A 26,050-nucleotide genomic window follows, 5' to 3' on the forward strand; every position below is an offset into this window, starting at 1 on the left:
CGGCCCTTCGGGCCTCGTCCTCAGACGCCGGACGGGCTGGAAATCACGCCGCTGTCTCCAGGGCTTCGGGGCGGAGCACGGCCGGGGCCTGAGCGCGGCGGGTGTGGAGGAGGTGGCCTGCCGCGATCGACGTGGCGATGATCAGGCCACCGGTGATCAGGGCGCCGCGCGGGCCGGCCAGTTCCATGAGGAGGCCCAGGGCGGGCGGGCCGCCCAGGCTCCACACGGTGCCGATGCTGCCCCAGACGCCGAGCACGCGTCCGCGCAGGTGGGCGGGCGGATCGGTCTGCAGGACGGCCGTTCCGGCGGTGTCGGAGACGGACTCGACGACGGCCATGGGCAGCACCAGCACCAGCAGCACGGCCAGCGACGGTGACGTCCCCGCCACCACCTGCAGCAGCGCGCCCGTCGCCGCGAGGGCGCCGACCAGCCGCACGGACGGCCGGCGCAGCCGTGCGCCGAGCACCGCGCCGAGGATGCCGCCGACCGCGAGGACGGTGGACACCGTGCCGAACGCCCCGGCTCCGCCCGCGAGCGGGCCGGTGACCAGGACGGCGAGCGTGAGCCCGTAGTTGCGGCCGAAGACCGCGCTGACGCCGGTCACCCCGGCGAGCGCGAGCAGCCGCGGCCGGCGGGCGAAGAAGGCGATCCCCTCGCGGACGGTCATGGCGGGCTGCGGGCGCTCGCTCTCCCCGCCCTTCTCGCCCCTCTCGACGACGTGCCGGACCGCTCCCGCCGCCGGGCGCAGGAACGGGATGACCGCGGTCACGAAGAGGAAGGAGAACCCGTTGGCGAAGTAGGCGGCGGCCGTGCCGAGGAACCCGACCGTCACCCCGGCGAGCGCGGCGCCCGCGAGCCGGCCCGCGTTGAACATCAGCGCGCCCACGCCGATGGCGGAGGGCACGTCCTCGGCGGGGACGAGGTCGTTGCCCAGCAGGGCGCACGCCGGGTTGTCGACGGTGGCGACGACGCCGGTGACGGCGGCCAGCACCATCAGGGACGTCATGTCGAGCCGGTCCAGCGCCACCAGGGTGGCCGTGGTGAACGCGATCACGGCCAGCAGCGCCTGGCTGACGGCGGCCGTCAGCTTCCGCGGCCAGCGGTCGACCGCCGCGCCGCCGAGGACGCTCATGAGCAGGGCCGGGGCGGCCTGCACGGACATGGACAGACCCGTGGCGGCGGCGGACCCGGTGATCTGGAGGACCAGCAGGTTCTGCACCGTGAGCTGCATCCACGTACCGGCGTTGGACACGAAGTTCGCGACGGACCACCAGCGCATGCTGCGGTGCCGCAGGGAGCGCCAGGGCGAGCGGGACTCGGGCTGGGCAGGGGTGGGCGGGGAAGACACAGGGGCGCCACTCGGGAGGACGAGTCGGAGGACTCAGCGGAGGGGGCGCGGGAAGCGGAACGCCGGCTGCGCTGCGCGGCGGCTCCCGTCGCCCGGACAGGGCGCGGCCCATCGTGGCAGAAGGGACCGCCGAGTCGGTTCCGAGTGGCCGGGGATCATGGGGGTGCGGGCGTCAAGAGGGCGGTGCCGCCGGGGACTTGGGGCGTGAGTGCGGTTGCTCACAGCGGCCGGGGACGGGCGTGGGGAGGGGCCCGTCACCGTGGTGACGGGCCCCTCCCCACGCCCTTCCGCGCCCCCGCGTCAGCCGAGCTTCCCGCGTCCGCTCAGCGCGTCCCGGACCCGGTCCACCATCCCGGCGCCCGGTGCCAGCAGCTTGTTCGCCGGGGGCTTGTCCGGGGCGGCCGGGTGCGGCCGGGTCGGGGCCGTCTTCTTCGCCTGCCGGACCTTGTCACCGAGCCGGTCGAGCTGCTCCGGGGAGCAGGCGGCGCGCAGCATCGGGAACAGGTTCTGCTCCTCGTCGGCGACGTGCTCCCGGATCTCGCTCATCAGCATGCCGATGAGCCGGTCGAACTCGGGGTCGCCCGCGTCGCAGCCCTCCAGGTCCTTCATCGTCCGCTCGGCCGTGGCGTGGTCCTCGAGCTCACGGTCGGCCAGCGCGTCCCCGTTCTCCACGTGCTCCCGCACGGCCGGGTAGAGGTACGCCTCCTCGGCCACCGAGTGCCGGACCAGCTCGATGGTGACCTGGTCGGCGTACGTCTTGCGGTCCTTGTGGCCCGGCGGCAGTTCCTCGATCTTGCCGAAGAGTTCCTCGACCTCCCGGTGATCGGTCACCAGTTCGTCGATGACGTTGCCTCCGTGTCCCATGTCCTTCACCTCCGGTTCGTGGTGGCACCCGGCCGGAGCCACCCGCCCACGAGTCCCCCCGCTCCCGGGGAGCTAACGCGGTCCGGCGGGTCGGCAGGACAGCTTGGCCCGGGCCCGGCCGACCGCCGCGGCGGGTCCGGCCCCGGCCCGGACGGAGCGGCGTACGAGGCGGGCGTCGCGGCGCAGATCATGGGCGGCGTGCCGGCTCCGCCAGAGCAGCGAGGGGGCCGCGCCGGTGTCGTCGGCGGCGATCAGCAGGCCGCCGAGCATGGACAGGTTCTTCAGGAAGTGGATGCGCTGCTGCATGCGCTGACCGGGGTCCTCCTCCTCCCAGAAGCGGTGGGCGGCCAGCGTCGTGGGCACGAGCGTGGCGGCGACCGCGAGCGCGGCCGGGCGGGACAGGCGTCCGGTGGCCAGCAGCAGCCCGCCCACGACCTGGACGGCGCCGCTGAGGCGCACGGCGTCCTCGGTGCGGTCCGGCAGCACCGCGACGCGGTCGGTGAGGGGCTTCACGACGGACTCGGCGATCGGGGCGACGTTCTGGGGGTTGCGGACGGAATCCAGTCCGCCCGCGACGAACATCGACGCCAGCATCGGCCGGCCGAGGACGCGCAACAGACTCATGCCTTCTCCTGGAGGTGTGGATGGTGGAGGTGCGCCGGGTTCCCCGCCGGGCGGGGACCATTCGGCGCGCCCTCACCAGAAGCGGGTGGTGAGCGCGGGCCGGTGGACGGCCTGGACGGCGTCGCGCAGGCACAGGGCGACGCCGATGGTGGTGCGCAGGGCCGAGGGCCGTACGGTCTGGGCGGTCTCCGTGGCCAGGACCAGCAGGCAGCCCGCCGCCTGCTCCACCACGGACACCGGGAGGGTGTAGTCGCTGTCGGCGGCCGCGCGGAACGCCTTCAGCGGGATTCCGGCACCGTCGACGGTCCGCCGGGCGGCCTGCTCCAGATGCTGTGCGGCCTGCTCGCACAGCGCGGCGGGCAGGGTGAGGGTGCGCTGGAACGATGAACTCGTCATGCTCCGAGTGCTCCCCCGGCGCGGTTTCCTTCGATCGGCGGGGGCCGGGATTTCACCGTCCCGCGTGACCGGCCGGCGGCGAACGCGGGCGTGCGGGGAGCTCGTACCCTGGGCACGACCGCTCCCCCGCGCACCCGTACGTGAGGAGTCCGCCCATGAGCTTCCCTCCCGGTCCGGCCGCCCCGGACGGTGACGGGCCCGGGGCCGTGGCGGCCCGGTTCACCGGGCGGGCGGTGACCGGTGTGCGTACGCTGTCCGGCTCACTCGCCGAGGCCGTCCTCGACGACGGCCGGGTGGTGGTCGTCAAGAGCGTCGGCGGGGCGGGGGCCGCGCGCGCCGAGGCGGCGGGGCTGCGCTGGCTGGCCGGGACCGGGACGGTGCGGGTACCGGCGGTGCACGGTCACGACGCGCACCGGCTGGTCGTCGACCGGGTGGCGCAGGGGCCGCCCGGCCGGGAGGCGGCGCTGCGGTTCGGCCGGGAGCTGGCCGCGCTGCACGCCGCCGGCGCGCCGACCTTCGGGGCGCCGCCGCCCGGCGGCCCGGTGGAGGCGTTCATCGGGCTCGCCCCGATGCGCAACGTCGCCGGGGACGACTGGCCCGGCTGGTACGCCGGGCACCGGGTGCTGCCGTATCTGCGCCGGGCGGTCGACGACGGCACCGTCACCGCCGGTGAGGCGGGCGTCGTCGAGCGGGTCTGCGAGCGGCTGCCGGAGCTCGCCGGGCCCGCCGAGCCGCCCGCGCGGCTGCACGGCGACCTGTGGAACGGCAATGTGCTCTGGGGCGCCGACGGACACGTCCGGCTGATCGACCCGGCCGCCCACGGCGGGCACCGGGAGACCGACCTGGCGATGCTCGCCCTCTTCGGCTGCCCCCATCTGGACGCGGTGCTGGACGGCTACCGGGAGGTGGCGCCGCTCGCCGGCGGGTGGCGGACGCGCGTCGGCGTGCACCAGCTGTTCCCGCTGCTGGTGCACGCCGTGCTGTTCGGACGCGGTTACGCCGAGCAGGCGCTCGCGGTGGCGCGGTCGGCGGACCGCCTCTAGCGGGTCACCACGTGCCGTTCGTCGGGGACGCAGTGGGTCATGGTGAGTCCCTGCACGTCGCGGGGCGGGTTGTCGCCGAGGCTGGCCAGCCGCTTGCGGTCCTCGTCGGTGAGGTCCTGGCTCGCCAGGGGCTCCAGGTGGGCGACGTCCTCCGGCATGATCCCGAGGCCCTCGCCGACCCTGCGGCCGAGGTCGTTCTCGACCAGCAGGAAGTGCCACACCATGCGCTCCTGGACCGGCCGGTCGCACTGGGAGATCAGGTCGACGAAGTTCTTCACCAGGTCGTCGCGCTCCCAGTCCTCCATCAGCAGGTAGCGCTGGCCCGCCTGCAGGTAGTCGTTGGTGCGCTCGATGCGCGCGCGGGTGAGCCGGCCGCGGATCTCCGGGCCCTGCTCGTCGTGCGTCGGGTACTGGCCCTCGCGCAGACCGCCGGTGATCGACGGCTCGTAGTTCACGCTCGGGTTCTCGCCCGCGTTGTCCTGCCGGTACGTCATCTGCCCGTCGCGCTGGTTGGTGCGCACGTCCGCGTGCTTGGCCTGGTTGACCGGCAGCTGGAGGTAGTTCGGGCCGACCCGGTGGCGCTGGGTGTCGCTGTAGGAGAAGGTCCGGCCGACGAGCATCTTGTCGTCGGAGAAGTCCAGGCCGTCGACGAGGACGCCGGTGCCGAAGGAGATCTGCTCGTTCTCGGCGAAGAAGTTCTCCGGCATCCGGTTCAGCACCATGCGGCCCACCGGCTTGGGCGGGAAGTCCTGCTCGGGCCAGGTCTTGGTGTCGTCCAGCGGGTCGAAGTCCAGCTCGGGGTGGTCGTGGTCGTCCATCATCTGGACGAGCAGTTCCCACTCGGGGTACTCGCCGCGCCCCACCGCCTCGTACAGGTCCTTGGTGGCGTGGCCGAGCCCGTCCGCCTGGACGTTCGCCGCGTCCTCGGCGGTCATGCTGCGCACGCCCTGCTTGGGCATCCAGTGGTACTTGACCAGCTTCGTGTCGCCCTCGGTGTTGACCCATTTGTAGGTGTTCACGCCGAAGCCCTGCATGTGGCGGTAGTCCGCCGGGATGCCGCGCGGGCTGAACAGGTTGACCAGCATGTGCATCGACTCCGGCGTCTGCGACATGAAGTCGAAGATGCGGCGCGGCTGCTGCTCGAAGGTGACCGGGTCGGGCTTGAGGGCGTGGATGACGTCCGGGAACTTGATCGCGTCCCGGATGAAGAAGACGCCCAGGTTGTTGCCGACGAGGTCCCAGTTGCCGTCCTCGGTGTAGAACTTCACCGCGAAGCCGCGGGGGTCGCGGGCGGCCTCGGAGGAGTCGCGTCCGCCGATGACGGTGGAGAAGCGGACGGCCAGGTCGGTGCGCTTGCCCTGCTCCTGGAAGAGCTTGGCGCGGGTGTAGCGGGAGACCGGCTCGTCGCCCCACTTCCCGTACGCCTCGAAGTAGCCGTACGCGGTGACGCCGCGGGCGTGCACCACGCGTTCGGGGATGCGTTCCCGGTCGAAGTGGCTGATCTTCTCCAGGAACTGGTAGTTCTCCAGCGTCGCCGGGCCGCGGGAGCCGACGGTGCGCTGGTTCTGGTTGTCGTAGACCGGGTGGCCCTGCCGGTTGGTGAGTACCTTGCGGTCGTCGCCCGGAGCGGGGCCCCGGCTCGAAACGTCCGTCATGATCGTGGGCTCCTTGAGCTGCTCGACCCCCCGCGGTGGCGCGTACGAGGGTCATGTTGCCGCGCATCACCGCGGTCGGCGACTCGGGGAGCCGCCGGTTGCGTCGTGCCGTGCGCGGGAGGCGGCCCGCGCACGGCACGGGTCCGGCCGCCGCGGTCGTGCGCGGCGGCCGGGCCCTCGCGAAGCGGCGTGCTCAGCCGCCGTTCAGGCGTGCGCGCAGCAGCCCCTTGCCGAGTTCCGCGCCCTTGCGGCTGTCCGCCTGGGCCTTGCGGAACAGATCGGCGACCTCGGTGTCCTTGGCCCGCTCGGCGTCCTGGATGTAACTCTCCAGGCGCAGTGCGTTGCTCAGGCACGCCTCGACGTACCAGATCAGGTTGTAGTCCTTGTCCTGCGTGCCGGTGACGCCGCCGGTCTCCGTCTCGCTGGTCATCCGGGCCTCCTCGTCGCGGTGCTCGTTACGGGCCCGCCCGCTCCGGCGCGTGGTGCCGGGGCGCGGGCCTCCACAGCGGCGGTCGGGTACCCGTCCCCGCCGAAGGCACACGGCGACAAAAAAGGCCGGGGCGCGACCGGTCCCCCGTTCCGGTCGTGCCCCCGCCGTGTGCCGAAACTATGCGCTGCGGGGCGGTGCTGTGTAGCGCACCGATGCCCGCTGCGGCCGCCGGAGGACTCATCCGTGCACAACTGAGTCCGAAAGGCCCGGTTCACCCGTCCGTGAGCACCGGCTGTTCCAGGTCACCCACCGCCAGATGGGCCAGCACGACCTCGTACAGGTCGGTCCCGGCGGCCAGCAGCTGGCGTTCCAGGACCGGTTCGGCGCTGCGCACGTGCTCGCGCACGGTCTGGGCGTGCATGCCCAGGCTCTGCGCGGCCCGCTCGGCGTTGCCCCCGGCGGCGATCCAGGCGCACAGGGTGCGGCGCACGTTCCGGGTGTCCCCCTCCAGCCTCCCCAGCAGCTCCCGCGCCCAGCCGCCGAGGGCGGGGCCGGCCAGCAGGCCGGCGAGGCCCGGGGAGGGGGCCGCGCCGTCGCCGCCCGCCTGCCCGTCCAGGAGGTTGATCTGGGTGTGCAGCGCCAGGTGCACCACGGCACGGACGGTGACGTCGTCGAAGTCCACGCCGAGCATGGCCTCGACGCGCTCCATGCGGGCCCGCACGGTGTTGCGGCTGACGCCGAGGACCTTGGCCGCGCTGACGGCGGTGAACTCCAGGCCGAGGCGGGTGGTGGCGAGGAGTTCGGCCCGGGTGTGGTGCGGCAGCGCGTCGAGCGGGCGCAGCACCCGGGCCGCCCAGCCACGCAGCGCGGCGGGGTCCATCAGCCGCTCCGGGTGGGTGCGTTCGGCGTACACGGCCGTCTTGTCGGCGCGGAAGCGCGCCACCGCCAGGGCGCTGACGGCCTGCCCGTACGCGGTGGCGGTACGGGCGAGGCTCTGCCACACGCTGCCGCCGAGGAAGGTGCCCGGGTGCCGTTCGACCAGCGACCGCAGCTCGGCGGCGGTGGCCTCGCGGGGGCTGACGACGATCACGTGCCCGTCCATCGCCGGGCAGCGCACGACCAGCGCCTCCTCCCGCGTGGTGTCCAGGCACTCCGCGGCGAGCCGGTCGCGCAGGGCGGGCGCGGACTCGACGACGTAGACGCAGGCCGTGTCGGCGTCGAGCAGGCCGGGCCAGAGTCCGGCGGCGACCCGGCGGGCGGCGACGGTGTCCTCGACCATCAGCAGCTGCAGGATCGCGAGGCGCAGATCGGCGGTGGCCCGCCGCAGCCGGTGTCCGGCGGCGGTGGTCTCGTGGGCGGCCAGCAGGAGTTCGATCACCTGGGCGGTGTGCGTGACGACGTCCGAGGCGTGCCGGTCGAAGGGGGTCTTGCGGGAGACGGCCAGCACGCAGGTGCCCGAGGGGTGTCCGATCTTCACCAGGCGCATGTGGCGCCCCTCCCCCTCCCAGGCGGCGGAGGCGATCCGGCCGGAGCCGAGGCCGGCGACGAGGGCGTCGTCCAGCGGCAGCCGGGCCCCGGCGAGCAGTGTGCCGGCGGCGTCCTGGAGGGACACCTCGGCGTGCGCGGTGGCGGCCAGCCAGTCGACGACCCGGCCGACGTCGCGCCCGGCCGGACGCAGATGCTCGAGCAGTTCCCGCGCCCACACCGGATGCTCCCCGGCCGCCGCCGGCGTCCGCCGGATTCCGTCCCTACGGCCTGCCACCTCGGCCTTCCCCTCGTTCACGCGTCCCCGCCCAGGTCAGGGACGCTACCTCACCCGTGCGCGCGGCTCATCCCGGCGCTTCGGCGCACCGTACCTCCGGGACGGCGTGCGCGGTCCTCGCGGGCGGGCGCATAAGCTCGGTGAATGGCGAAGTACTTCGACGTGCACCCCGACAACCCCCAGCCGCGCACCATCGCACAGGTCGCCGAGAGCATCCGCTCCGACGCCCTGGTCGCGTACCCCACGGACTCCTGTTACGCACTCGGCTGCCGTCTGGGCAGCCGGGCCGGCATCGACCGGATCCGCACGATCCGCAAGCTGGACGACCGGCACCACTTCACCCTGATGTGCCGGGACTTCGCGCAGCTCGGCCAGTTCGTACGGATCGACAACGACGTGTTCCGCGCGGTGAAGGCGTCGACCCCGGGCAGCTACACGTTCATCCTGCCCGCGACGAAGGAGGTGCCGCGGATGCTGCTGCACCCCAAGAAGAAGACGGTCGGCGTGCGCATCCCGGACCACGTCGTCACCCAGGCCCTGCTGGCCGAACTCGGTGAGCCCCTGCTGTCCAGCACCCTGCTGCTGCCCGGCGAGGACGAGCCGATGACCCAGGGCTGGGAGATCAAGGACCTGCTCGACCACCAGGTGGACGCGGTGCTCGACTCCGGCGACTGCGGCACCGAGCCGACCACGGTGATCGACTTCTCGGGCGGCGAGGCGGAGATCGTACGCCGGGGCGCGGGCGACGTCTCGCGGTTCGAGTGAGTTCCAGCGAGTTCGGGTGAGGGTGGCGGGCCGGCCGGCCACCCGGTCCTGGTGCCGGAGTCCCCACACCGGTGCGGGCCCGCTACCAGCGGCCCGGCGCGGTGCCGGTGACCGGCCGCGAGGGCCGGCCGTCCACGCCGACCGGGACGTCACCGGCGAGCATCACCCGGTGCATGATCCGCGGATGGTCGAGGTGGGCCGTGTCGCCCGGGGCCAGGTGGATGGTGGCCCGGTTGTCCCAGAACGCCACGCTGCCCGGCTCCCAGCGGAACCGCACGGTGTACTCGGGCCGGGTCGCCTGCTCCAGCAGCATCTCCAGGACGGCCGCGCTCTCGGGGCGGGACAGACCGGTGATCTGCTCGACGTAGTAGCCGTTGACGAACAGCAACCGCTCCCCGGTCTCCGGGTGGACGCGCACCAGGGGGTGCTCCGAGGCGGTCTGACGGTCCAGCAGGTGGCGCAGGTAGGCGTCGTCGCCGGGGCGGGGCTGGTAGCCGACCCCCAGCCGGTGCTCGGCGCGCAGCCGGTCGGCGAACTCCCGCACCGGGGCGGAGAGTCCGGCGTACGCCGCGGCCAGGTTCGACCAGGTGGTGTCGCCGCCGTAGGGCGGGACGGTCTCGGCGCGCAGGATCGTCGCGGCCGGCGGGTCGACGCGGGCGCCGTGGTCGCAGTGCCAGCCGCGCAGCAGGGTGTGGCGGCGGCGCCGCAGCCACTCGTCGTGCTCCATGCCGAAGCGTCCGCCGAGCTCCAGCCGGTCGGCGGTGGTCTCGATCTCGGGGAAGTCCGCCGGCGAGGCCTTTCCGCGCCGGGGCAGCACGACCGGTTCGCCGAACCGGCGGGCCAGCGCCACGTGCCCGGCGTGGTCGAGGCGCTGGCCGCGGAAGAACACCACCTTCCAGCGGAGCACCGCCGCCCTGATGGCGGCGGTCACGGTGTCGTCGAGGTCACCGGCGAGGTCGACACCGGTGATCTCGGCCCCGATGTGCCCGGCGACCGGACGCACCTCCACCGCCGTGCCCTCCCCCGTGCCGTCCCTGCGCGTCGTCATACGTTCCCCACTCCGTCGGTCGTCACCACCGGTCTCCCTACCCGTCCGGTTGATCATCGACCCCCTCGTCCCCGACGCTGGGAGGACGACACTGTCAACGGGAAGGCACCCTGGTGAGCAGCATCCCGAGCCACACCCTCAACGACGGCACCACGATCCCCGCCCTGGGCCTGGGCACCTGGCCGATGGACGACGCCGAGGCGGAGCGGGCGGTGGCCGAGGCCCTCCGGGCGGGTTACCGCCTCGTCGACACGGCGGCCAACTACCGCAACGAGACCGGTGTCGGCCGTGCCGTGGCCCGGGCCGGCGTCCCGCGCGAAGAGGTCGTCGTGACGACGAAGCTCCCGGGCCGGCACCACGGCTACGAGGAGACCCTCGCCTCCTTCGAGGAGTCCCGCGCCCGGCTCGGCCTGGAGTACGTCGACCTCTACCTGATCCACTGGCCGCTCCCCCGCGTCGACCGGTACGTCGACTCCTGGAAGGCCATGATCAGGCTGCGGGAGGACGGCCTGGTCCGGTCGATCGGCGTCTCCAACTTCACGCCCGCCCACATCGAGCGGCTGGAGAAGGAGACCGGGGTGCTGCCCTCGGTCAACCAGATCGAGCTGCATCCCTTCTTCCCGCAGGAGGAACTGCGCGCGTACCACGCCGGCAAGGGCGTGCTGGTCGAGAGCTGGAGCCCGCTCGGCCGCGGCTCGACGCTCCTGGACGACCTGGCCGTGGCCGCCGTCGCCGAGGCGCACGGGGTCACCCCGGCCCAGGCGGTGCTGCGCTGGCACGTCCAGCTGGGCGCGCTCCCCGTCCCCAAGTCGTCCGATCCGGAGCGGCAGCGCGCTAACCTCGACGTCTTCGGCTTCGAACTGGACGCCGCCCAGATGCGGACGATCGCCGACCGCGCCCACCGGCGGATTGGCGGGGACCCGGAGGTGCACGAGGAGTTCTGACCCGGTGCCGGGGCCGGGGGCCGACGGGGACCGGACGGCGGATCAGGGCTGCGGCAGCGGCTGTTCCGCCCAGATCGTCTTGCCGCCGTCCGTCTGGCGGCTGCCCCAGCGCTGGGTGAGCTGGGCCACCAGCAGCAGTCCGCGGCCGCCCTCGTCGTAGACGTGGGCGCGGCGCAGATGCGGTGAGGTGGCGCTGGCGTCGGAGACCTCGCAGATGAGGGTGCGGTCGCGGATCAGCCGCAGCTGGACGGGCGGCGCGCCGTACCGGATGGCGTTGGTGACCAGTTCGCTGACGACGAGTTCGGTGAGGAAGGCGATCTCGTCCAGCCCCCACGCGGCCAGCCGTTCGCCGGCCCACTGCCGGGCGGCGGCCACCTCCTCGGGGTCCGGCGGCACCTCCCTCGTGGCGACCTGGTCGGCGCCCAGGGCCCGGGTGCGGGCCAGGAGCAGCGCCACGTCGTCGCCGGGCTCCTGCGGCAGTACGTCCTTCAGCACGCCGTCGCACAGGGACTCCAGCGAGTCGGCGGGCACCGCCAGGGCGCGGCGCAGCTCGTCGGTGGCGCGGTCGATGTCGCGGTCGCGGTCCTCGATCAGGCCGTCGGTGTAGAGGGCGACGACGGAGCCCTCGGGCAGCCGGAGCTCCGTCGCCTCGAACGGCAGCCCTCCCACACCCAGCGGCGGGCCCGCGTTCACGGAGATGAGCCGGCAGGTGCCGTCGGGCAGGACGAGGGCGGGCGGGGGATGCCCGGCGGCGGCCACGCTGAGGAAGCGCGAGACCGGGTCGTAGACCGCGTACAGGCAGGTGGCGCCGAGTTCGCCGACGTCGTCGCGGTCGTCGGAGGCGAGATGGGTGACCAGGTCGTCGAGGTGGGTGAGGAGCTCGTCGGGCGGGAGGTCCACGTCGGCGAGGGTGCGTACGGCCGTGCACAGCCGGCCCATGGTGGCCGTGGAGGGGATGCCGTGGCCGACGACGTCGCCCACGACCAGGGCGACCCGGCTGCCGGCCAGCGGGATCACGTCGAACCAGTCGCCGCCGATGCCGGCCGCCGACCCGGAGGGCAGATAGCGGTGGGCGACCTCGACGGCGGCCTGGCCGGGCAGCTCCCTGGGCAGCAGGCTGCGCTGGAGCGTCAGCGCGGTGGTGCGTTCGCGGGCGAAGCGGCGGGCGTTGTCGACACAGACGGCGGCGCGGCTGGCGAGTTCCTCGGCGAGCGCGGCGTCGTCGTCGGCGTACCCCTCGGGGTGGACGTTGCGGAGGGCGACCGCGACGCCGAGGGTAGTGCCGCGGGCGCGCAGCGGCACGGCCAGCAGCGAGTGGACGCCGGCGACGCACTCGGGGGCGCCGCGCTCGGCCATCCACCGGTCGAAGTCCGGCTCGCCGGCGCGGGCGAGCACCGCCCTGCACTCGCGCAGCGCCCGCGCGGGCGGGGAGGAGGGCGGGTAGACGTCCGTCTGGTCGAGGCGCACGGCCGCCTCGGGGGCGCCCTCGGCGGCGGAGCCGTGCGCCACCCGGCGCAGTACGACCCCGGTGTCCGGCCGGACCGGGGGTTCGTCGGCGTGGAGGACCCAGTCGAAGAGGTCGACGGCGGCGTAGTCGGCGAGCGTCGGCACGAGGAGTTCCACGAGCTCCTCGGCGGTGCGTACGACGTCCAGGGTGGTGCCGATGGCGGTGGCGGCCTCGTTCAGCAGCGCCAGCCGGTGTCGGGCGTAGTACTGCTCGGTGCTGTCCAGGCCCGCCATCGCGGTGCCGACCACCTCGCCGGTGAGGTCGCGCACCGGCCACATCTCGATGTTCCAGGCATGGCCCCGGGAGCTGGAGGGCGCCCGGCCGAAGCTCTCGTGGTGCAGGGGCTCGCCGGTCTCGGCGACCCGGCGCAGCTGCCGGTCGACGCCGCGGGCTTGTTCGCTCCGCCCCACGGTGTCGAGGTAGGTCCGTCCGAGCAGGCTCTCCTCGGGCCCGCCCAGTACCTCGCAGGCGGCGTCGTTGAGCCGTACGAAGCGCTGCTCGGCGTCGAGGACGGACACCGCCAGGGACGCCTGCTGGAATGCCCGACCCGCCAGCGACCTCTCGGCCGGTCCGGCGGACTCGGCCGGCTCTGCGGTGATCACGTACCCGCTCGGTGCCTCCCCCGCGCCGGAGACGGGGCAGACCGTCAGCCGGAGCGGTACGAGACGGCCGTCGCGGTGCCGCACCGCAACGGTTCCGGAGGGCACGGGCGGGGTGCCGGGCGGCGCGTCCCCGGCGAGCAGTTCCCGCACGCCGCGGCCCACGGCCTCGTCGGTGGGGAACCCGGTCAGCCTCCGGGCGCCCTCGCTCCACCCCGTCACGGTGCCGCGGGCATCGACGACCACCGCGGCGGAGGCATCTTCCATTGGTCCAGCATCGGCCCATCGCCATCCGCTCTCAACCGCGGCCCGGTGCCCCGGCGGGCTAGGGGGTGCGATCGCGGAGCGCGGCGAGCGCCCGGTCCGCGTGGGTGTTCATCCGCAGTTCGCTGCGCACGACCTCCAGGACGGTGCGGTCCCGGCCGATGACGAAGGTGGCCCGTTTCGTCGGCGCCAGGGCGATCCCCCGCTTCACGCCGAACCGCTCACGGACCGTGCCGTCGGCGTCGGACAGCAGGGGCATGCCGAGGGAGTGCCGTCCGGTGAACTCCGCCTGCCGCTCGACGGCGTCCGAGCTGACGCCCACCGGCCGCGCGCCCACCGCGGCGAACTCGGCGGCGAGGTCGCGGAAGCGGCAGGCCTGCGCGGTGCAGCCGGGGCTCAGCGCGGCCGGGTAGAAGAACAGCACCACCGGCCCCTCGGCGAGCAGCTCCGAGAGCCGGCGGACGGTGCCGGTCTCGTCCGGGAGCGCGAAGTCCGGAGCCGTGTCGCCCTTCTCCACCCGCCCGCTCACGACCGGCCCTCCGCGCCCTTGGCGACGCCGCGCGCCCACAGCACCAGCGGCACCTGCAGGGGCAGCCGGCCGAGGGCCGCGGCCTTCTGCGGGGCGGGGCGGTGCCGCCAGTCGACGGCCATCTTCACGTTGGCGGGGAACACGCCGACGAAGAAAGCCGCCGCGGCCAGTGCGGCGGCCCTGCGGGTGCGGGGCAGCGCCAGCCCGGCGGCCAGCGCGAGTTCGACGGCACCGCTGGCACAGGTCCAGGTCCGGGGCGAGCCGGGCAGGGAGCACGGCACGGTGTGGTCGAACCACCGGGGGGCGGCGAAGTGGGCGGTGCCCGCGGCGGCCAGCAGGCCGGCGAGCAGCAGGGGCGAGCGTTCGGACCGGGACACGGTTCCTCCTCCGATGACCTGCCGCGCGATATTACCCGACAGTAAGCAGCGGTGGGGCGGCCGGGGTCCGGGCCGGTCAGGATCGACGTCGGTACACGCCCGGCGGGTGGCCCAGGGAGCGGCGGAAGACGTCGATGAACGCGCTGGCGGAGGCCCAGCCGCAGCGGTGCGCGACGGTCGTCACCGGCACTCCGTCGGCCAGCATCCGCAGGGCGTGGTAGAGCCGCGACTGGGTGCGCCACTGCGGGAACGTCATGCCGAACTCGTGGCGGAAGAGCCTGCTGAGGGTGCGTTCGCCGACGCCGGCCGCCGCACCGAGGTCGGCCAGGGTGCGCCTGTCGGCCGGGTCGGCGTGGACGAGCGCGCACACCGCGGCCAGCCGCGGGTCGGCGGGCGTGGGCAGCTTCAGGGGCTGCTGGGGCGAGACGCGCAGCTGGTCCCGCAGCACGGTGAGCAGGCGACCGCGTTCGGGGCTGTCGTCGGCGGGGTCGCGGGTGTACGCGAGGATCAGCTCGCGCAGCAGCGGGCCGACGGCGAGCACGGCCGGGGAGTCCAGGGCCGGCGGGTTGTCGTCGGCGGGCAGCCCGACCAGGTACAGCTCCAGCCTGCCGTGCGCCCGGTGGGCGTGCACGGTCCCGGCGGGCACCCAGATGGCGCGGGTGCCGGGCGCGAACCAGGTGCCGGCGTCGGTGGTCACCTCGACGACGCCGGAGCCCGCGTAGACGATCTGGTGGTCGTCGTGCCGGTGGGCGTCGATCCGCTCCCCCGCGGACAGGTGCCGGGCGCGGGTGGGTGCGGTCGGATCGTGGCGGATGTGCGACACAAGTCGGCAGATTAACGGAAGCGGGACGGGCGGACGCCCGCGGAGGATCGCGGGGTGACCGCAGATCTCCTCTCCGTGGGCCGCCGTCGCCCCATCGCGCTGATGTCCGTCGCGCACGCCTGCGTGGACGTGTACCAGGGGGCCGTGGCCGCCCTGGTGCCGTACTTCGTCGCCGAGCGCGCCTATTCGTACGCCGCCGCCTCGGGGGTCGTACTGGCCGCCTCCTTGCTGTCGTCGCTGGTGCAGCCGCTGTTCGGGGCGCTCACCGACCGGTGGGCGATGCCGTGGCTGCTGCCGGTGAGCGCGCTGGCCGCCGGGACCGGTGTCGCCCTCAGCGGGGTCACCGGTTCCTACGCGCTGACGCTGGCGGTGGTCGCCGTGTCGGGAGCGGGTGTCGCCGCCTACCACCCGGAGGCCGCGCGTGCGGCGCGCGCGGCGGCCGCCGGCAGCCATACGGCGATGGGCCGCTTCTCCCTGGGCGGCAACGTGGGTTTCGCCCTGGCGCCGCTGCTGGTCGCCGCCGTGGCCGCGACGGGCGGGCTGCGCGCCTCCCCCCTGCTGGTGGTCCCGGCCCTGGTGGGCGCGGCGCTGTGCGCGGCGGTCGTACGGTCGGCGGGGCCCGGCGCGGGCGGCGCGGGCGCCCCGGTCCCGGCCGGGCGGGACGACTGGCCGTCCTTCCTGCGCCTGTCCGGCGCCGTGGCCTGCCGGTCGGTCGTCTTCGTCGGGCTGAGCGCGTTCGTCTCGCTGTACGTCCGTGAGCGCACCGGGGGCGGCGAGGTGGCCGGCACGGCCGCGCTGTGCGTGCTCTACGCCGGCGGGGCGGCGGGCACGGTGGCCGGGGGCCGGCTCGCCGAGCGGTACGGCAGGCTGACGGTGGTGCGCCGTTCGTACGCGCTGACCGTGCTCGCGGTCGCCGGAGTGGCGCTGGTGCCGGGGCCCGCGGTGTACGGGTGCGTGGCGCTGGCGTCGGCGGGCCTGTACGTGCCCTTCTCCCTGCACCTCACCCTCGGCCAGGACTACCTTCCCCGGCGGATCGGCACGGCGAGCGGGGTCACCCTGGGTCTGGCGGTGAGTGTCGGCGGCCTGTCGGCACCCGTCCTCGGCGCCTTGGCCGACACGACCTCCCTCCGCACGGCCCTGCTCCCCCTGATCGCCCTGCCCCTGCTGGGCCGTCTGCTGCTGTGGGGACTGCGTGAGCCCGCCCCGGCCCCGCCGAGGACGCGCGAGCCGGACGCACGATGAGCGCCGGACGAAACCGGCCCCGAGGGCCCGGAACGCCTCGGCCGCCTGCCGTCAGGTACCGCGGGCGGGTTCCGGCTCCTCGGCGGCGTGGGCGAGGAAGTCGTCGACCATGCGGTGGAAGAGGGCGGCGAGCTGTCGCAGGTCCTCGGGCGACCAGTCGGCCAGGGCCACCTGCATGCCCCGGACCCCCGCCTCCCGGATCCGGGCGATGGCCTCCCGGCCGGCCTCGGTGAGTTCGATGCGCTGGGCGCGGCGGTCGTCGGGGTCCGGGACGCGGGTGACATGGCCGGTCTTCTGCAGCTGCTGCACCGTGCGCGTGACGTGCGAGGCCTCCACTCCCAGCCGGGCGGCCAGCTCCCCCGGCCGCATCGGCTCGGTGTCCGCCATCTGCCGCAGCAGCGCGACGGCGGCCCGGTCCAGCGGCACACCCGCCAGGGCCATCAGCCGCTCGTGCTGACGTGCGCGCGTGCTCAGATAGGTGAGGCGGTGGAGCGCGCGCTCGATCTCGGCCACTTCCTCGGGGGCGGGGACGTCGGGTGTGGACATGCACCGCACTTTACCATCTCATTGCGTAACTCAATCAATCGCCCACACCCCCGACCGCCGGGGCGGCACCGCGGCAACCGTTCCGGCCGCACCCGGGACCGCGCCTCACGCCCGAGGGGACGGCGGCCGGCATTCCGGGCGACCCGGCCCGATCCGGAACCCGGCGCGGCGAATGTTGGGCCGCGCTTCACCAGCGGTACGCCCGCACCCTCTTGGCATGTATACGTCCAGCCGGAATGCTGAACTCCCCATTCCCCCACAGCCGTTGGCTGCGCCCGGACCATGAGGAGGACGCAGTGCCGTCGAGCACGTCCCGAACGCACCGCAGGAGATGGCTGACCGGCCTGGCCGGCGCGGCCGCGCTCGTCATCGCCTTCCCCGCCACCGCCTTCGCCGCACCCCCGCCCGCCCTGCCGGCCGACGCGGACGCCCTGGAGCGGACGTACCAGCCCGCCTACGACTACGACACCGACGGCTGCTACCCGACGGCGGCGATCGGCCCGGACGGCTCCGTCAACACCGGCCTCAACCCGACCGGCGCCCTCAACGGCAACTGCCGTGACGCCTCGGACCTGGACAACACCAACGGCTACTCCCGCTCCAAGTGCAACAACGGCTGGTGCGCCGTCGTCTACGGCCTGTACTTCGAGAAGGACCAGGCCCTGCCGGGCACCAGCCTCGGGGGCCACCGACACGACTGGGAGCACGTCGTGGTGTGGGTGCAGAACGACACCGTCCAGTACGTCTCGACGTCCAACCACGGTTCGTTCACGGTCCACGCGCGGTCGGCGGTCCGCTTCGACGGCACGCATCCGAAGATCGTGTACCACAAGGACGGCATCGGCACCCACTGCTTCCGCCTCGCCGGCTCGGGCGACGAGCCGCCGGAGAACCACAAGGGCAGCTGGCAGTACCCGGCGCTGGTCGGCTGGAACGGCTACCCGGCGGGACTGCGTGACAAGCTCAGCTCGTACGACTTCGGCAGCGCCCACTTCGGGCTGAAGGACGGCAGCTTCGCCTCCCACCTCGCGGCGGCCAAGCCCTCCGGCATCCCGTTCGACCCGAACGCCTGAGCGCACACGGCTCGTTGACGCCGGGGCGCCGTTCGACGTCCCGGCCCGGGCGGGCCCTTCGACGGTCTATCGTGACGGCATGTCCACTCCCGAACTGATCCGCATCGTCTCCCGCGACTCGCCCATGGCGCTCGCCCAGGTGGAGCGCGTCCGGGCCGAGCTGGCCGCCGCCCGTCCCGGTGTGCGCACCGAGGTCGTACCGGTGAAGACGACCGGGGACAAGTGGCTCGGCGATCTGTCGAAGGTGGAGGGCAAGGGCGCGTTCACCAAGGAGGTGGACGCCGCGCTGCTCGCCGGCGAGGCGGACGTCGCCGTGCACTGCGTCAAGGACGTGCCCGCCGACCGGCCGCTCCCGGCGGGCACGGTGTTCGCCGCGTTCCTGGAGCGGGACGACATCCGCGACGCCCTCGTGCACCCGGACGGCCTCACCCTGGACGAGCTCGCGCCCGGCACCCGGATCGGCACCTCCTCGGTGCGCCGGGTCGCCCAACTGGCCGCCACCCACCCGCACCTGACGTGCGTACCGCTGCGCGGCAACGCCAACCGGCGGCTGGAGAAGCTCGCGGCCGGGGAGGCGGACGCCCTGCTGCTGGCGGTCTCCGGCCTGGAACGGATCGGCCGCACCGACGTGATCAGCGAGGTGCTCTCCCCCGAGGCCATGATGCCGCCCATCGGCGCGGGCATCCTCGCGCTGCAGTGCCGTGAGGGCGACACCGGCCTGATCGAGGCGGTCGGCGCCCTCGGCCACCCGGACACCCATCGCGAGGCCGCCGCCGAGCGCATGTTCCTGCACGTGTTGCAGGGGCACTGCAACAGCCCGATCGCCGGCTACGCACGGGTGGACCGCGGCGGCGAACTGTCCCTGCGGGCGTGCGTCTTCACCCCGGACGGCAAGACCCGGCTGAACGCGCACGAGTGGGCGGGGCGGCTCGACCCGGCCACGCTCGGCACCTCGGTCGCCGTGGCGCTGCTGCGGCAGGGCGCCCGCGAGATCATCGACGGCATCCCGCACTGACGCGGCGGTCAGGCGGTGCCTTCCTCCGCCTGTTCCTGCAGGAAGACGCTCACCTGCTGGGCGAGGCTGTCCCGGCACGCGCCCGCGGGCGCCCCCGCGGAGCCCTCGTGCACGCCGATGCCGCCCGCCCACAGCCGGCGCCCGGCCCACTCCTCGTCGACGCGCAGCTGGACCTGGACGTCGACCTGGCTCAGGGCCGCCTCGGGACCGGCGGCGTAGAGGACGGCGGTGGCGCGGCGCAGCGGGTAGACGTCGAAGCCCTCGATGAACTGCGAGTTGCGCCAGTCGATGAACGCGCTCTCACCGTCGGGGCCGGTCCGTACGTCGATCTGGCCGTCCTCGACGTGAATGCAGAAAGGCCGGTCGCCGCGATTCTCGACGGTCACACGGACACTGAAATACGTCAGCCCCTCGGCGGCGTCGTCCCGTCCCTTCGGCGGTTCGCCGGATTCCAGACGGTGGACGCGGACGCGCAGACCGGCATGCTCGTCGTACTCCTGCCAGTCCCCGACCACGTTCGGCTCGTACACAGTGCACCTCTCGACTTCTGTCCGATGCTTCCTATCTGCGGCCTCGGCGCACTGTCAAATGAGCGGAATGCGCTGTGGTCAGGCGGTTCGCCCGGTCTGATCGGTGATCAAGCGCTGCGCTGGAGGAATCCCCCCGGCCGGCCGGCCGGCCGCCGGCGAGGGCGTGCCGCACATCACGTCCGGCGCCGTGATCACCGGCGCGCCGTCCGGGCGGTCCGCGACGGCGGGGAGGGGCCGCCCCGGAGCCACCCGCTCCGCCGCGGGGAATTTCACGCCATGAATTCATTCGATTTCCCACCGTGCGCCCTCCGGTAATTTCCCCCGCGGAATTCCGGGAAGAGTTTTGGAATGACGGACCACGGGGAAGGGGATCCTCAGTGCTTCGGACAGGAGGCACGTCCGTGGGAACCGCTTCGCCGGCCGCGGGCCTGTCGTGGTCCGAGCCGCCGCTTCCCACGGGTTCTGTCCATCCGGCACCCCGCTCAGGGAGGTGCGCGTGATGCGTACCGTCAGTCCCAGGAAGCAGCACTCCCACGACGACGCCCCCGACACGGCGGGGGACTTCGCGCGCCTGGCCCGGCTGCCCGAAGGGCCCGAGCGCAGGATGCTGCGCGACGCACTGGTCACGGCCTGGCTACCCATGGCCGAGCGCATCGCCGTCCGTTTCCGGGGCCGCGGTGAGGCCCTGGAGGATCTGTACCAGGTGGCGGCCCTCGGTCTGGTCAAGGCAGTGGACCACTACGACCCGGCGCGCGGCAACGCCTTCGAGGCGTACGCCGTGCCGACCGTCACCGGCGAGATCAAGCGCCACTTCCGCGACCACATGTGGACGCTGCACGTGCCGCGCCGGGTCCAGGACCTGCGCAACCGTGTGCGGCACGCGGCGAAGGAGCTGGCGCAGACCACTCCGGGCCGCTCTCCCACGGTCGCCGAGATCGCCGCGCACACCCGGCTGACCGAGAGCGAGGTGCGCACCGGGATGGAGGCCCTGGAGTGCTTCTCCGCCCTGTCGCTGGAGGCCGAGATGCCGGGCACCGACGGTTACGCCCTGGGCGACGCGATCGGCGGCCCCGACCCGGCCTACGACACCGTCGTCGACCGGGTGGCGGTACGCCCCTGTCTGGAGGCCCTGCCGGAGCGCGAGCGGATCATCCTCTACCTGCGGTTCTTCCGGGGAATGACGCAGAGCGGCATCGCCGAACAGCTCGGCATCTCGCAGATGCACGTCTCCCGGCTGCTCAACAGCTGTTTCACCCAGCTGCGCGAGGAACTGCTCACCGAGACCGGCTGAGCCGGGCGGGCTCCGCGGGGCGCGTCAGTCCTCCGGCGGCGCGCCCGGGATCTGGGTGGGGCCGAGCCGGTCCAGGACCTCCTCCAGCACCGTCCGCACCTCCGTCGGCAGGAGCCCGGTGCGCCCCCAGACGAGGATCAGGTCGGCCACGTTGCGCAGCTTGATGTTCGTGCGCTGGGAGACCTCCTTCAGCACGGTCCAGCCCTGGTCGGGCGAGACCCGCCCGAGCGCGACGACCATGCCGATCGCCTGGTCCACCACCGCGTGCGAGACGACCGCGTCCTTCAGCTGCTGTACCTCTTCCTCCAGCTGGAGGATGCGGTCCGCGCCCCCGTCCGTGGGCATGGTCACCTCCGGGTCCGGTGTGCCGCTCTCGTGGTGCCTTCGCATAGTGCTTGAGTGCCTTCACCCAGTGTCCGATCCATCCATCGTCGCCATTGGGGCCGTCCTGCGCCACCGGGGTGGCCCGGGGCGGCGGGGCCTTCCGTTTCGGTGCCGCCGCCGGGGTACTCGGCAGGCGCCCCGGGGGGTACCCGGCGGACACTGGTGCCCTCCGGGTGGCTGCCAGGCCGACGAGATCAGGACGCGACTGCCATGAACCACGACATGCCCTCCCCCGCCGGCGCGACGGACGTCTTCTCGACGCACTCCGTATTCGGGGCGCCCTGCTGGGTGAGCCTGACCAGCCACGACATGAAGGCGACCGAGGAGTTCTACGGGGCGGTGCTGGGCTGGGAGTGGCGTCCGGTGCGCCTCGGCGACCGGTTCCGCATCGCCCTGTCCGAGGGCCGGCCGGTGGCCGGCATCGCCGGGGTCGCCGGCATGTGGCAGATGGCGGTGGCGTGGACGCCGTACTTCGCGGTGCGCAGCGCCGACGAGGCGGCGGCGCGGGTGCAGGAGCGCGGCGGCACCGCGGCGGTCGGCCCGATCTCCCTGCCGCCCGGGCGCGCGGCACTGCTGGCCGACCGGGACGGGGCGACGTTCGGGGTCTGGGAGGGCGAGCTGTTCAGCGACTGGCCCACCTGGCGCCGCGCCCAGCTCGCGTTCGTCCGGCTGCACACCCGTGACGCCTTCGACGCCGCGATCTTCTACGGCGGGGTCTTCGACTGGGCGTCCGACAAGCCGGGCTGTGTCGAGGTGGAGTACGAGGGCGAGGAAGTGGTGCTGCGCAGCGGCGGGGACGTGGTGGCGCGGATCGAGTCGGGGGCGGCGGAGTCGGCTCCCGATCCGGCGGTCCGGCCGCACTGGCAGGTGCACTTCGCGGTGCAGGACGTGGCCGCCTGCGCCCGCGCGGCCGAGCGGCACGGCGGCAGTGTGCTGTCCCTGGGCGCCGACGAGGCCGTGCTCCGCGACAACGCGGGCGCCCAGTTCACGGTGACGTCACGCCGCGAGCGCTGACACCGGGTGCGGCGCCGCCGGTCAGCGTGCCGTGCGGGACGGACGGGACAGCAGGACCAGGCCCCGGGGGCCCACGGTGAGGGTGGTGCCCGCCTTGTGCTCCGCCTCGTCGGGGACGCCCTCCGGGTCGACGGTGTCGATCAGGGCCGTCCAGCGTTCACCGTAGGAGGCGTCCGGCAGCCGGAAGCGGACGGGCTCCCAGTGACTGTTGAGCAGCAGCAGGAAGGAGTCGTCGACCAGGCGCCGGCCGCGCGGGCCGGGTTCGGCGATGGCGTCGCCGTTGAGGAACGCGCCGACCGAGTGGGCGTCGGAGCGCCGCCAGTCGTCGTCGGTCATCTCCCGCGCGTCGGGCAGCAGCCACACCAGGTCGGGCAGCGGCTGGTCGGCGTGGCGCACGGTCTCGCCCCGGAAGAAGCGGCGGCGGCGCAGCACGGGGTGGGCGAGGCGCAGCGAGATCAGTCTCCGGGTGAAGTCCAGCAGGTCGCGCTGTTCGCCGGTGAGCCGCCAGTCGACCCAGCTGATCTCGTTGTCCTGGCAGTAGGCGTTGTTGTTGCCGCGCTGGGTGCGGCCGAGTTCGTCACCGTGGGAGAGCATCGGGATGCCCTGGGACAGCAGCAGGGTGGCGAGGAAGTTGCGCTGCTGGCGGGCGCGGAGTTCGAGCACGGCCGGGTCGCGGGTGGCGCCCTCGGCACCGCAGTTCCAGGACCGGTTGGCGCTCTCGCCGTCCCGGTTGCCCTCGCCGTTGGCCTCGTTGTGCTTGTCGTTGTACGAGACGAGGTCGCGCAGGGTGAAGCCGTCGTGCGCGGTGACGAAGTTGACGCTGGCGCGGGGGCGGCGCCGGTGGTGCGCATACAGGTCGGAGGAGCCGGTCAGCCGGGAGGCGAACTCGCCGAGGGTGTGTTCCTCCCCGCGCCAGAAGTCCCGTACGGCGTCCCGGTACAGGCCGTTCCACTCCGACCACAGCGGGGGGAAGTTGCCCACCTGGTAGCCGCCCTCGCCCACGTCCCAGGGTTCGGCGATCAGCTTGACGCGGCTGACCACGGGGTCCTGCTGGATGAGGTCGAAGAACGCCGACAGCCGGTCGACCTCGTGGAACTGCCGGGCGAGGGTGGCCGCGAGGTCGAAGCGGAAGCCGTCGACGTGCATCTCGGTGACCCAGTACCTGAGCGAGTCCATGATCAGCTGGAGGACGTGGGGGTGGCGCATCAGCAGGCTGTTGCCGGTGCCGGTGGTGTCGTAGTAGTGCGCCCAGTCGCCGTCCACCAGGCGGTAGTACGAGGAGTTGTCGATGCCCCGGAAGGAGAGGGTGGGGCCCTTCTCGTTGCCCTCGGCGGTGTGGTTGTAGACGACGTCGAGGATCACCTCGAGTCCGGCCGCGTGCAGGGTCTTCACCATCTCCTTGAACTCGGTGACCTGTTGCCCGCGGGTGCCGCGGGCGGCGTAGGCGTTGTGCGGGGCGAAGAAGCCGATGGTGTTGTAGCCCCAGTAGTTGGCCAGGCCGCGGCCCTGCAGCACGCCGTCCTGGACGAACTGGTGGACCGGCATCAGCTCCACGGCGGTGACGCCCAGCGAGGTGAGGTGCCCGACCACCGCGGGGTGCGCCAGTCCGGCGTAGGTGCCCCGGAGCTCGGCGGGGACGTCGGGGTGGGTGCGGGTGAGGCCCTTGACGTGGGCCTCGTAGATCACGGTGTCGGAGTAGGGGCGGCCGGGCCGGGTGTCGTCGCCCCAGTCGAAGGCCGGGTCGGTCACCACGCCGAGCACGGTGTGTCCGGCGCTGTCGGCGGGGTCGGGGCCGTGCGGGCTGCGCTCGTAGAGCGAGGGGTGGTCGTCGATCTGTCCGTCCACCGCGGTGGCGTAGGGGTCGAGGAGGAGCTTCGCCGGGTTGCAGCGGTCGCCGGCCGCCGGGGCCCAGGGTCCGTGCACCCGGTAGCCGTAGCGCTGTCCGGGGCCGACACCGGGGAGGTAGCCGTGCCAGACGAAGCCGTCGACCTCGGTGAGCCGGGTGGTGGTGTGCCGTCCTTCGTCGTCGACCAGGACCAGGTCGACGCGTTCGGCAACCTCGCTGAAGAGCGCGAAGTTGGTGCCCTCGCCGTCGTAGGACGCACCCAGCGGGTAGGGGCGCCCGCTCCAGGCGGGCGCCCCTTTCCGGTTCTGTCGCCGGGTCACCGGACCTCCTCCAGGAGGCCGCCCGGCGTTCGCACCCGGCCGGTGAGCGTGGCGACGCTCACCTCGCGGGGCAGGTCCAGGCCCTCACTCTCGCGCGGGTCGGGCGCGGTCGGCACGAGGGGGACGCGTTCGCCGGCGCGGGCGCGCTGCGAGAACCAGATGACCTTGCTGCCGTTCTCGGTGGCGCAGCAGCCCCAGCCGTCGCTGCTCGCCGCGATGTGCTCGAGGCAGCCGCGCAGCTCCTGGTCGGGACGCAGGGCGCGGTCGTTGTCCCCGATGGCCGTGATGAGGTGCTGGCCGTTCCACCACATCTCGATCGACGTGTTCTTGTCGGTGGCGTGCTCGTCGATGGCCCGCAGCAGCATCTCGGCGCCGCCGCAGACGGGCTCCATCAGGTTCTCCAGGTCCCAGAACCGGAGGTGAGCGGCCAGTATGCGGCTGACCTGTCCCACCCTCTCGGGGCTGACTTCCACGTCGAGGTGGTAGTAGCAGGGCACTGCGGTCTTCATGGTCGTTGGCTCCTCACGCGAAGCTCTCGTCCCTCCTCGCCCCCGCGGGGCGAGCCCCCGGACACGGAACGTGAGCGGGTATCGCTTCTGAGTCACCTTCAGGGTGGGGGGGTTGGTCCGTTCGTGCAACACGAGCGCACGGCTGTGACACGGGGGCGGCATTCGGGCGGGAGGGGGCCGCGACGCACCACCCGGGTGATTGAAAAGCCAACAAGACGTTGCGTCATCACCCGTGCACCATGTGTGAAGACCTCGATCGCCGTTACGGGTCCGTGCACCTGCGCGCACGGCCGCCGCCCCGACCGCCGGGACAACGCGCCTCGAATCGAGCCCCGGAAAGGTGCACGGCGCCATGCTGCTACCCGCCAAAGCCGAAGTCGCCCGGCAGCTGCGCCGGTACCGGGCCTGGGAACGCGTGATGCTGGCGGCCCCGGCCGATCGCACGGTACGAGCCACCTTCGAGGACGCCGGTTACACCCTCTGCGTGCTGATGGGCAAGCGCTGCGCCCGGGAGGCGGCGGACGCCGCCGAGCGGTATCTGCGCACCACCGTCGTCACCTATCTGCAGGAACAGAACGAAACGCCCCGTGCGGCGGCCGCGGTCCGACGGGGTCCGCCGACCGTCGAGCGGCGCTCCACGGCGGGAAGGCAATGACCTTCCCGCCGCTGTCTGGTCCCACGCCCGGGCGTCCGCCCGGGCGTCGAGCACGGCGGAGGTGCACAGACCCCATGAAGACGACCCGGACCATCGGCCGCATCCCGGTACGGGACGTCCGGCCGTCCGTCGACTGCGGCAGGCGGCCGGCCAAGGCCGTCGTGGGCGAGACGTTCGAGGTCACGGCCACACTCTTCCGGGAGGGGCACGACGCGGTCGCCGCCGATGTGGTGCTGACGGACCCGGAGGGACGCCGGGGGCCGTTCACGCCGATGCGGGAGCTCGCGCCCGGCACGGACAGGTGGGGCGCGGAGGTCGTCGCGGACGGCCCGGGCCGGTGGACCTACCGCGTCGAGGCCTGGGGCGATCCCGTGGCCACCTGGCGCAGGACCGCCGGCGTCAAGGTTCCGGCGGGCATCGACACCGGCCTGGTCCTGGAGGAGGGCGCCGATCTCCACGAGCGCGCGGCCGCCGGGATCCCGCGGGAGGACGGACAGGCCGTGGTTCTCGCCGCCGCCGAAACCCTGCGGGACGACTCCCTGCCCTGTGCCACCCGGCTGGCGGCGGCGTTGACGCCGGAGGTGGACGCGGTGCTGGCCCGGCACCCGCTGCGGGAGCTGGTCACCAGCAGCGACCCGCTGCCGCTG

Annotated in this window: 27 protein-coding genes; 10 read left to right on the forward strand and 17 right to left on the reverse strand. The window is 73.6% G+C overall.

Annotated features, from left to right (window positions below):
• Nucleotides 1–43 precede the first annotated feature (43 nt).
• From AB0A94_RS16805 to AB0A94_RS16820, 4 genes are all read right to left on the reverse strand, one after another.
• Nucleotides 44–1,279, reverse strand: a complete 1,236-nt coding sequence (locus AB0A94_RS16805; RefSeq protein ID WP_361744988.1) for an MFS transporter — start codon at nt 1,277–1,279, stop codon at nt 44–46.
• A 369-nt stretch (nt 1,280–1,648) separates the two neighbouring features.
• Nucleotides 1,649–2,212 carry a hemerythrin domain-containing protein gene (locus AB0A94_RS16810; RefSeq protein ID WP_361744933.1) on the reverse strand — a complete coding sequence of 188 codons (564 nt, stop codon included), beginning with the start codon at nt 2,210–2,212 and terminating at the stop codon, nt 1,649–1,651.
• A gap of 72 nt (nt 2,213–2,284) precedes the next feature.
• On the reverse strand, nt 2,285–2,836 hold the full coding sequence (locus AB0A94_RS16815) for a DoxX family protein (protein WP_361744935.1): 552 nt from the start codon (nt 2,834–2,836) through the stop codon (nt 2,285–2,287).
• A 72-nt stretch (nt 2,837–2,908) separates the two neighbouring features.
• Nucleotides 2,909–3,232, reverse strand: a complete 324-nt coding sequence (locus AB0A94_RS16820; protein WP_361744937.1) for a hypothetical protein — start codon at nt 3,230–3,232, stop codon at nt 2,909–2,911.
• Nucleotides 3,233–3,387: 155 nt separating this feature from the next.
• On the opposite strand from AB0A94_RS16820, the gene AB0A94_RS16825 reads away from it, so the two are divergent.
• Entirely contained in the window at nt 3,388–4,275 is an 888-nt protein-coding gene (locus AB0A94_RS16825) for a fructosamine kinase family protein (RefSeq protein WP_361744939.1), read from the forward strand.
• Here the strand turns inward: AB0A94_RS16825 and AB0A94_RS16830 are convergent.
• The 3 genes from AB0A94_RS16830 to AB0A94_RS16840 all read right to left on the reverse strand — a co-directional run bounded on the left by AB0A94_RS16830 (nt 4,272) and on the right by AB0A94_RS16840 (nt 8,122).
• The gene (locus tag AB0A94_RS16830; protein WP_361744941.1) at nt 4,272–5,930 is read right to left on the reverse strand and encodes a catalase; all 1,659 of its coding nucleotides are present in this window, start codon (nt 5,928–5,930) and stop codon (nt 4,272–4,274) included. The two genes, AB0A94_RS16825 and AB0A94_RS16830, sit on opposite strands and share 4 nt — an antisense overlap.
• 193 nt (nt 5,931–6,123) lie before the next feature.
• Nucleotides 6,124–6,360: a hypothetical protein gene (locus AB0A94_RS16835; RefSeq protein ID WP_030869562.1), complete on the reverse strand. Its 237-nt coding sequence runs from the start codon at nt 6,358–6,360 to the stop codon at nt 6,124–6,126.
• 271 nt (nt 6,361–6,631) lie between these two features.
• Complete coding sequence (locus AB0A94_RS16840) at nt 6,632–8,122, reverse strand: helix-turn-helix domain-containing protein (protein WP_361744990.1); 1,491 nt, start codon at nt 8,120–8,122, stop codon at nt 6,632–6,634.
• Between the two features lie 144 nt (nt 8,123–8,266).
• On the opposite strand from AB0A94_RS16840, the gene AB0A94_RS16845 reads away from it, so the two are divergent.
• Nucleotides 8,267–8,887: an L-threonylcarbamoyladenylate synthase gene (locus AB0A94_RS16845; RefSeq protein WP_217132725.1), complete on the forward strand. Its 621-nt coding sequence runs from the start codon at nt 8,267–8,269 to the stop codon at nt 8,885–8,887.
• A gap of 82 nt (nt 8,888–8,969) precedes the next feature.
• Here the strand turns inward: AB0A94_RS16845 and AB0A94_RS16850 are convergent, their stop codons facing one another.
• On the reverse strand, nt 8,970–9,935 hold the full coding sequence (locus tag AB0A94_RS16850; protein ID WP_361744943.1) for a TauD/TfdA family dioxygenase: 966 nt from the start codon (nt 9,933–9,935) through the stop codon (nt 8,970–8,972).
• Between the two features lie 113 nt (nt 9,936–10,048).
• Here AB0A94_RS16850 and AB0A94_RS16855 point away from each other — a divergent pair, with 113 nt between their 5' ends.
• On the forward strand, nt 10,049–10,879 hold the full coding sequence (locus AB0A94_RS16855) for an aldo/keto reductase (RefSeq protein WP_361744945.1): 831 nt from the start codon (nt 10,049–10,051) through the stop codon (nt 10,877–10,879).
• A 42-nt stretch (nt 10,880–10,921) separates the two neighbouring features.
• On the opposite strand, the gene AB0A94_RS16860 is transcribed toward AB0A94_RS16855, so the two are convergent.
• The 4 genes from AB0A94_RS16860 to AB0A94_RS16875 all read right to left on the reverse strand — a co-directional run bounded on the left by AB0A94_RS16860 (nt 10,922) and on the right by AB0A94_RS16875 (nt 14,978).
• On the reverse strand, nt 10,922–13,252 hold the full coding sequence (locus AB0A94_RS16860) for a SpoIIE family protein phosphatase (RefSeq protein ID WP_361744947.1): 2,331 nt from the start codon (nt 13,250–13,252) through the stop codon (nt 10,922–10,924).
• A 58-nt stretch (nt 13,253–13,310) separates the two neighbouring features.
• Nucleotides 13,311–13,778 carry a peroxiredoxin gene (locus AB0A94_RS16865; protein WP_361744949.1) on the reverse strand — a complete coding sequence of 156 codons (468 nt, stop codon included), beginning with the start codon at nt 13,776–13,778 and terminating at the stop codon, nt 13,311–13,313.
• Complete coding sequence (locus AB0A94_RS16870) at nt 13,775–14,155, reverse strand: DoxX family protein (RefSeq protein WP_361744951.1); 381 nt, start codon at nt 14,153–14,155, stop codon at nt 13,775–13,777. Before AB0A94_RS16870 ends, AB0A94_RS16865 begins: the two co-directional genes overlap by 4 nt.
• 76 nt (nt 14,156–14,231) lie before the next feature.
• Nucleotides 14,232–14,978, reverse strand: coding sequence for a helix-turn-helix transcriptional regulator (locus AB0A94_RS16875; protein ID WP_361744953.1), 747 nt, complete (start codon nt 14,976–14,978; stop codon nt 14,232–14,234).
• A 102-nt stretch (nt 14,979–15,080) separates the two neighbouring features.
• On the opposite strand from AB0A94_RS16875, the gene AB0A94_RS16880 reads away from it, so the two are divergent.
• A complete protein-coding gene (locus tag AB0A94_RS16880; RefSeq protein WP_361744992.1) occupies nt 15,081–16,220 on the forward strand; it encodes an MFS transporter in 1,140 nt (379 codons plus the stop codon).
• A gap of 51 nt (nt 16,221–16,271) precedes the next feature.
• On the opposite strand, the gene AB0A94_RS16885 is transcribed toward AB0A94_RS16880, so the two are convergent.
• A complete protein-coding gene (locus tag AB0A94_RS16885) occupies nt 16,272–16,766 on the reverse strand; it encodes a MarR family transcriptional regulator (protein WP_361744955.1) in 495 nt (164 codons plus the stop codon).
• A 296-nt stretch (nt 16,767–17,062) separates the two neighbouring features.
• Between AB0A94_RS16885 and AB0A94_RS16890 the strand changes: the two genes are divergently transcribed.
• Both AB0A94_RS16890 and hemC read left to right on the forward strand, forming a co-directional pair.
• Nucleotides 17,063–17,839 carry an NPP1 family protein gene (locus AB0A94_RS16890; RefSeq protein WP_361744957.1) on the forward strand — a complete coding sequence of 259 codons (777 nt, stop codon included), beginning with the start codon at nt 17,063–17,065 and terminating at the stop codon, nt 17,837–17,839.
• A gap of 79 nt (nt 17,840–17,918) precedes the next feature.
• On the forward strand, nt 17,919–18,854 hold the full coding sequence (hemC, locus tag AB0A94_RS16895) for a hydroxymethylbilane synthase (protein ID WP_361744959.1): 936 nt from the start codon (nt 17,919–17,921) through the stop codon (nt 18,852–18,854).
• A gap of 8 nt (nt 18,855–18,862) precedes the next feature.
• Here hemC and AB0A94_RS16900 read toward each other — a convergent pair whose 3' ends face one another.
• Nucleotides 18,863–19,384 (reverse strand): hypothetical protein, encoded by a 522-nt coding sequence (locus AB0A94_RS16900; protein WP_217132744.1) that lies wholly within the window; start codon nt 19,382–19,384, stop codon nt 18,863–18,865.
• A gap of 499 nt (nt 19,385–19,883) precedes the next feature.
• On the opposite strand from AB0A94_RS16900, the gene AB0A94_RS16905 reads away from it, so the two are divergent.
• The gene (locus AB0A94_RS16905) at nt 19,884–20,675 is read left to right on the forward strand and encodes an RNA polymerase sigma factor SigF (RefSeq protein WP_361744960.1); all 792 of its coding nucleotides are present in this window, start codon (nt 19,884–19,886) and stop codon (nt 20,673–20,675) included.
• A 24-nt stretch (nt 20,676–20,699) separates the two neighbouring features.
• Here AB0A94_RS16905 and AB0A94_RS16910 read toward each other — a convergent pair whose 3' ends face one another.
• The gene (locus AB0A94_RS16910; protein ID WP_361744962.1) at nt 20,700–21,020 is read right to left on the reverse strand and encodes an ANTAR domain-containing protein; all 321 of its coding nucleotides are present in this window, start codon (nt 21,018–21,020) and stop codon (nt 20,700–20,702) included.
• A gap of 249 nt (nt 21,021–21,269) precedes the next feature.
• Here AB0A94_RS16910 and AB0A94_RS16915 point away from each other — a divergent pair, with 249 nt between their 5' ends.
• The gene (locus AB0A94_RS16915) at nt 21,270–22,073 is read left to right on the forward strand and encodes a VOC family protein (RefSeq protein WP_361744964.1); all 804 of its coding nucleotides are present in this window, start codon (nt 21,270–21,272) and stop codon (nt 22,071–22,073) included.
• A 21-nt stretch (nt 22,074–22,094) separates the two neighbouring features.
• Here AB0A94_RS16915 and glgX read toward each other — a convergent pair whose 3' ends face one another.
• Both glgX and AB0A94_RS16925 read right to left on the reverse strand, forming a co-directional pair.
• A complete protein-coding gene (gene glgX / locus AB0A94_RS16920) occupies nt 22,095–24,239 on the reverse strand; it encodes a glycogen debranching protein GlgX (protein WP_361744966.1) in 2,145 nt (714 codons plus the stop codon).
• On the reverse strand, nt 24,236–24,748 hold the full coding sequence (locus tag AB0A94_RS16925; RefSeq protein WP_361744968.1) for a pep a2: 513 nt from the start codon (nt 24,746–24,748) through the stop codon (nt 24,236–24,238). Before AB0A94_RS16925 ends, glgX begins: the two co-directional genes overlap by 4 nt.
• A gap of 352 nt (nt 24,749–25,100) precedes the next feature.
• Between AB0A94_RS16925 and AB0A94_RS16930 the strand changes: the two genes are divergently transcribed.
• Nucleotides 25,101–25,403 (forward strand): DUF5133 domain-containing protein, encoded by a 303-nt coding sequence (locus tag AB0A94_RS16930; protein ID WP_361744970.1) that lies wholly within the window; start codon nt 25,101–25,103, stop codon nt 25,401–25,403.
• Between the two features lie 74 nt (nt 25,404–25,477).
• Nucleotides 25,478–26,050, forward strand: a 573-nt coding sequence (locus AB0A94_RS16935; RefSeq protein WP_361744972.1) for a maltotransferase domain-containing protein, incomplete at its 3' end; no start/stop codon positions are given.

It is taken from the genome of Streptomyces sp. NPDC044984, assembly GCF_040646935.1.
Lineage (GTDB): Bacteria > Actinomycetota > Actinomycetes > Streptomycetales > Streptomycetaceae > Streptomyces.

What these genes read in the sequence shown, in the direction of transcription:
- AB0A94_RS16860 (WP_361744947.1), bottom strand. Translation starts at nt 13,252, where the DNA reads ATGGAAGATGCCTCCGCCGCGGTGGTCGTCGATGCCCGCGGCACCGTG.
- AB0A94_RS16880 (WP_361744992.1), top strand. Translation starts at nt 15,081, where the DNA reads ATGTCCGTCGCGCACGCCTGCGTGGACGTGTACCAGGGGGCCGTGGCC.
- AB0A94_RS16925 (WP_361744968.1), bottom strand. Translation starts at nt 24,748, where the DNA reads ATGAAGACCGCAGTGCCCTGCTACTACCACCTCGACGTGGAAGTCAGC.
- AB0A94_RS16885 (WP_361744955.1), bottom strand. Translation starts at nt 16,766, where the DNA reads ATGTCCACACCCGACGTCCCCGCCCCCGAGGAAGTGGCCGAGATCGAG.
- AB0A94_RS16830 (WP_361744941.1), bottom strand. Translation starts at nt 5,930, where the DNA reads ATGACGGACGTTTCGAGCCGGGGCCCCGCTCCGGGCGACGACCGCAAG.
- AB0A94_RS16910 (WP_361744962.1), bottom strand. Translation starts at nt 21,020, where the DNA reads ATGCCCACGGACGGGGGCGCGGACCGCATCCTCCAGCTGGAGGAAGAG.
- hemC (WP_361744959.1), top strand. Translation starts at nt 17,919, where the DNA reads ATGTCCACTCCCGAACTGATCCGCATCGTCTCCCGCGACTCGCCCATG.
- AB0A94_RS16845 (WP_217132725.1), top strand. Translation starts at nt 8,267, where the DNA reads ATGGCGAAGTACTTCGACGTGCACCCCGACAACCCCCAGCCGCGCACC.
- AB0A94_RS16850 (WP_361744943.1), bottom strand. Translation starts at nt 9,935, where the DNA reads ATGACGACGCGCAGGGACGGCACGGGGGAGGGCACGGCGGTGGAGGTG.
- AB0A94_RS16805 (WP_361744988.1), bottom strand. Translation starts at nt 1,279, where the DNA reads ATGCGCTGGTGGTCCGTCGCGAACTTCGTGTCCAACGCCGGTACGTGG.
- AB0A94_RS16915 (WP_361744964.1), top strand. Translation starts at nt 21,270, where the DNA reads ATGAACCACGACATGCCCTCCCCCGCCGGCGCGACGGACGTCTTCTCG.
- AB0A94_RS16815 (WP_361744935.1), bottom strand. Translation starts at nt 2,836, where the DNA reads ATGAGTCTGTTGCGCGTCCTCGGCCGGCCGATGCTGGCGTCGATGTTC.
- AB0A94_RS16820 (WP_361744937.1), bottom strand. Translation starts at nt 3,232, where the DNA reads ATGACGAGTTCATCGTTCCAGCGCACCCTCACCCTGCCCGCCGCGCTG.
- AB0A94_RS16825 (WP_361744939.1), top strand. Translation starts at nt 3,388, where the DNA reads ATGAGCTTCCCTCCCGGTCCGGCCGCCCCGGACGGTGACGGGCCCGGG.
- AB0A94_RS16835 (WP_030869562.1), bottom strand. Translation starts at nt 6,360, where the DNA reads ATGACCAGCGAGACGGAGACCGGCGGCGTCACCGGCACGCAGGACAAG.
- AB0A94_RS16905 (WP_361744960.1), top strand. Translation starts at nt 19,884, where the DNA reads ATGCGTACCGTCAGTCCCAGGAAGCAGCACTCCCACGACGACGCCCCC.
- AB0A94_RS16930 (WP_361744970.1), top strand. Translation starts at nt 25,101, where the DNA reads ATGCTGCTACCCGCCAAAGCCGAAGTCGCCCGGCAGCTGCGCCGGTAC.
- AB0A94_RS16810 (WP_361744933.1), bottom strand. Translation starts at nt 2,212, where the DNA reads ATGGGACACGGAGGCAACGTCATCGACGAACTGGTGACCGATCACCGG.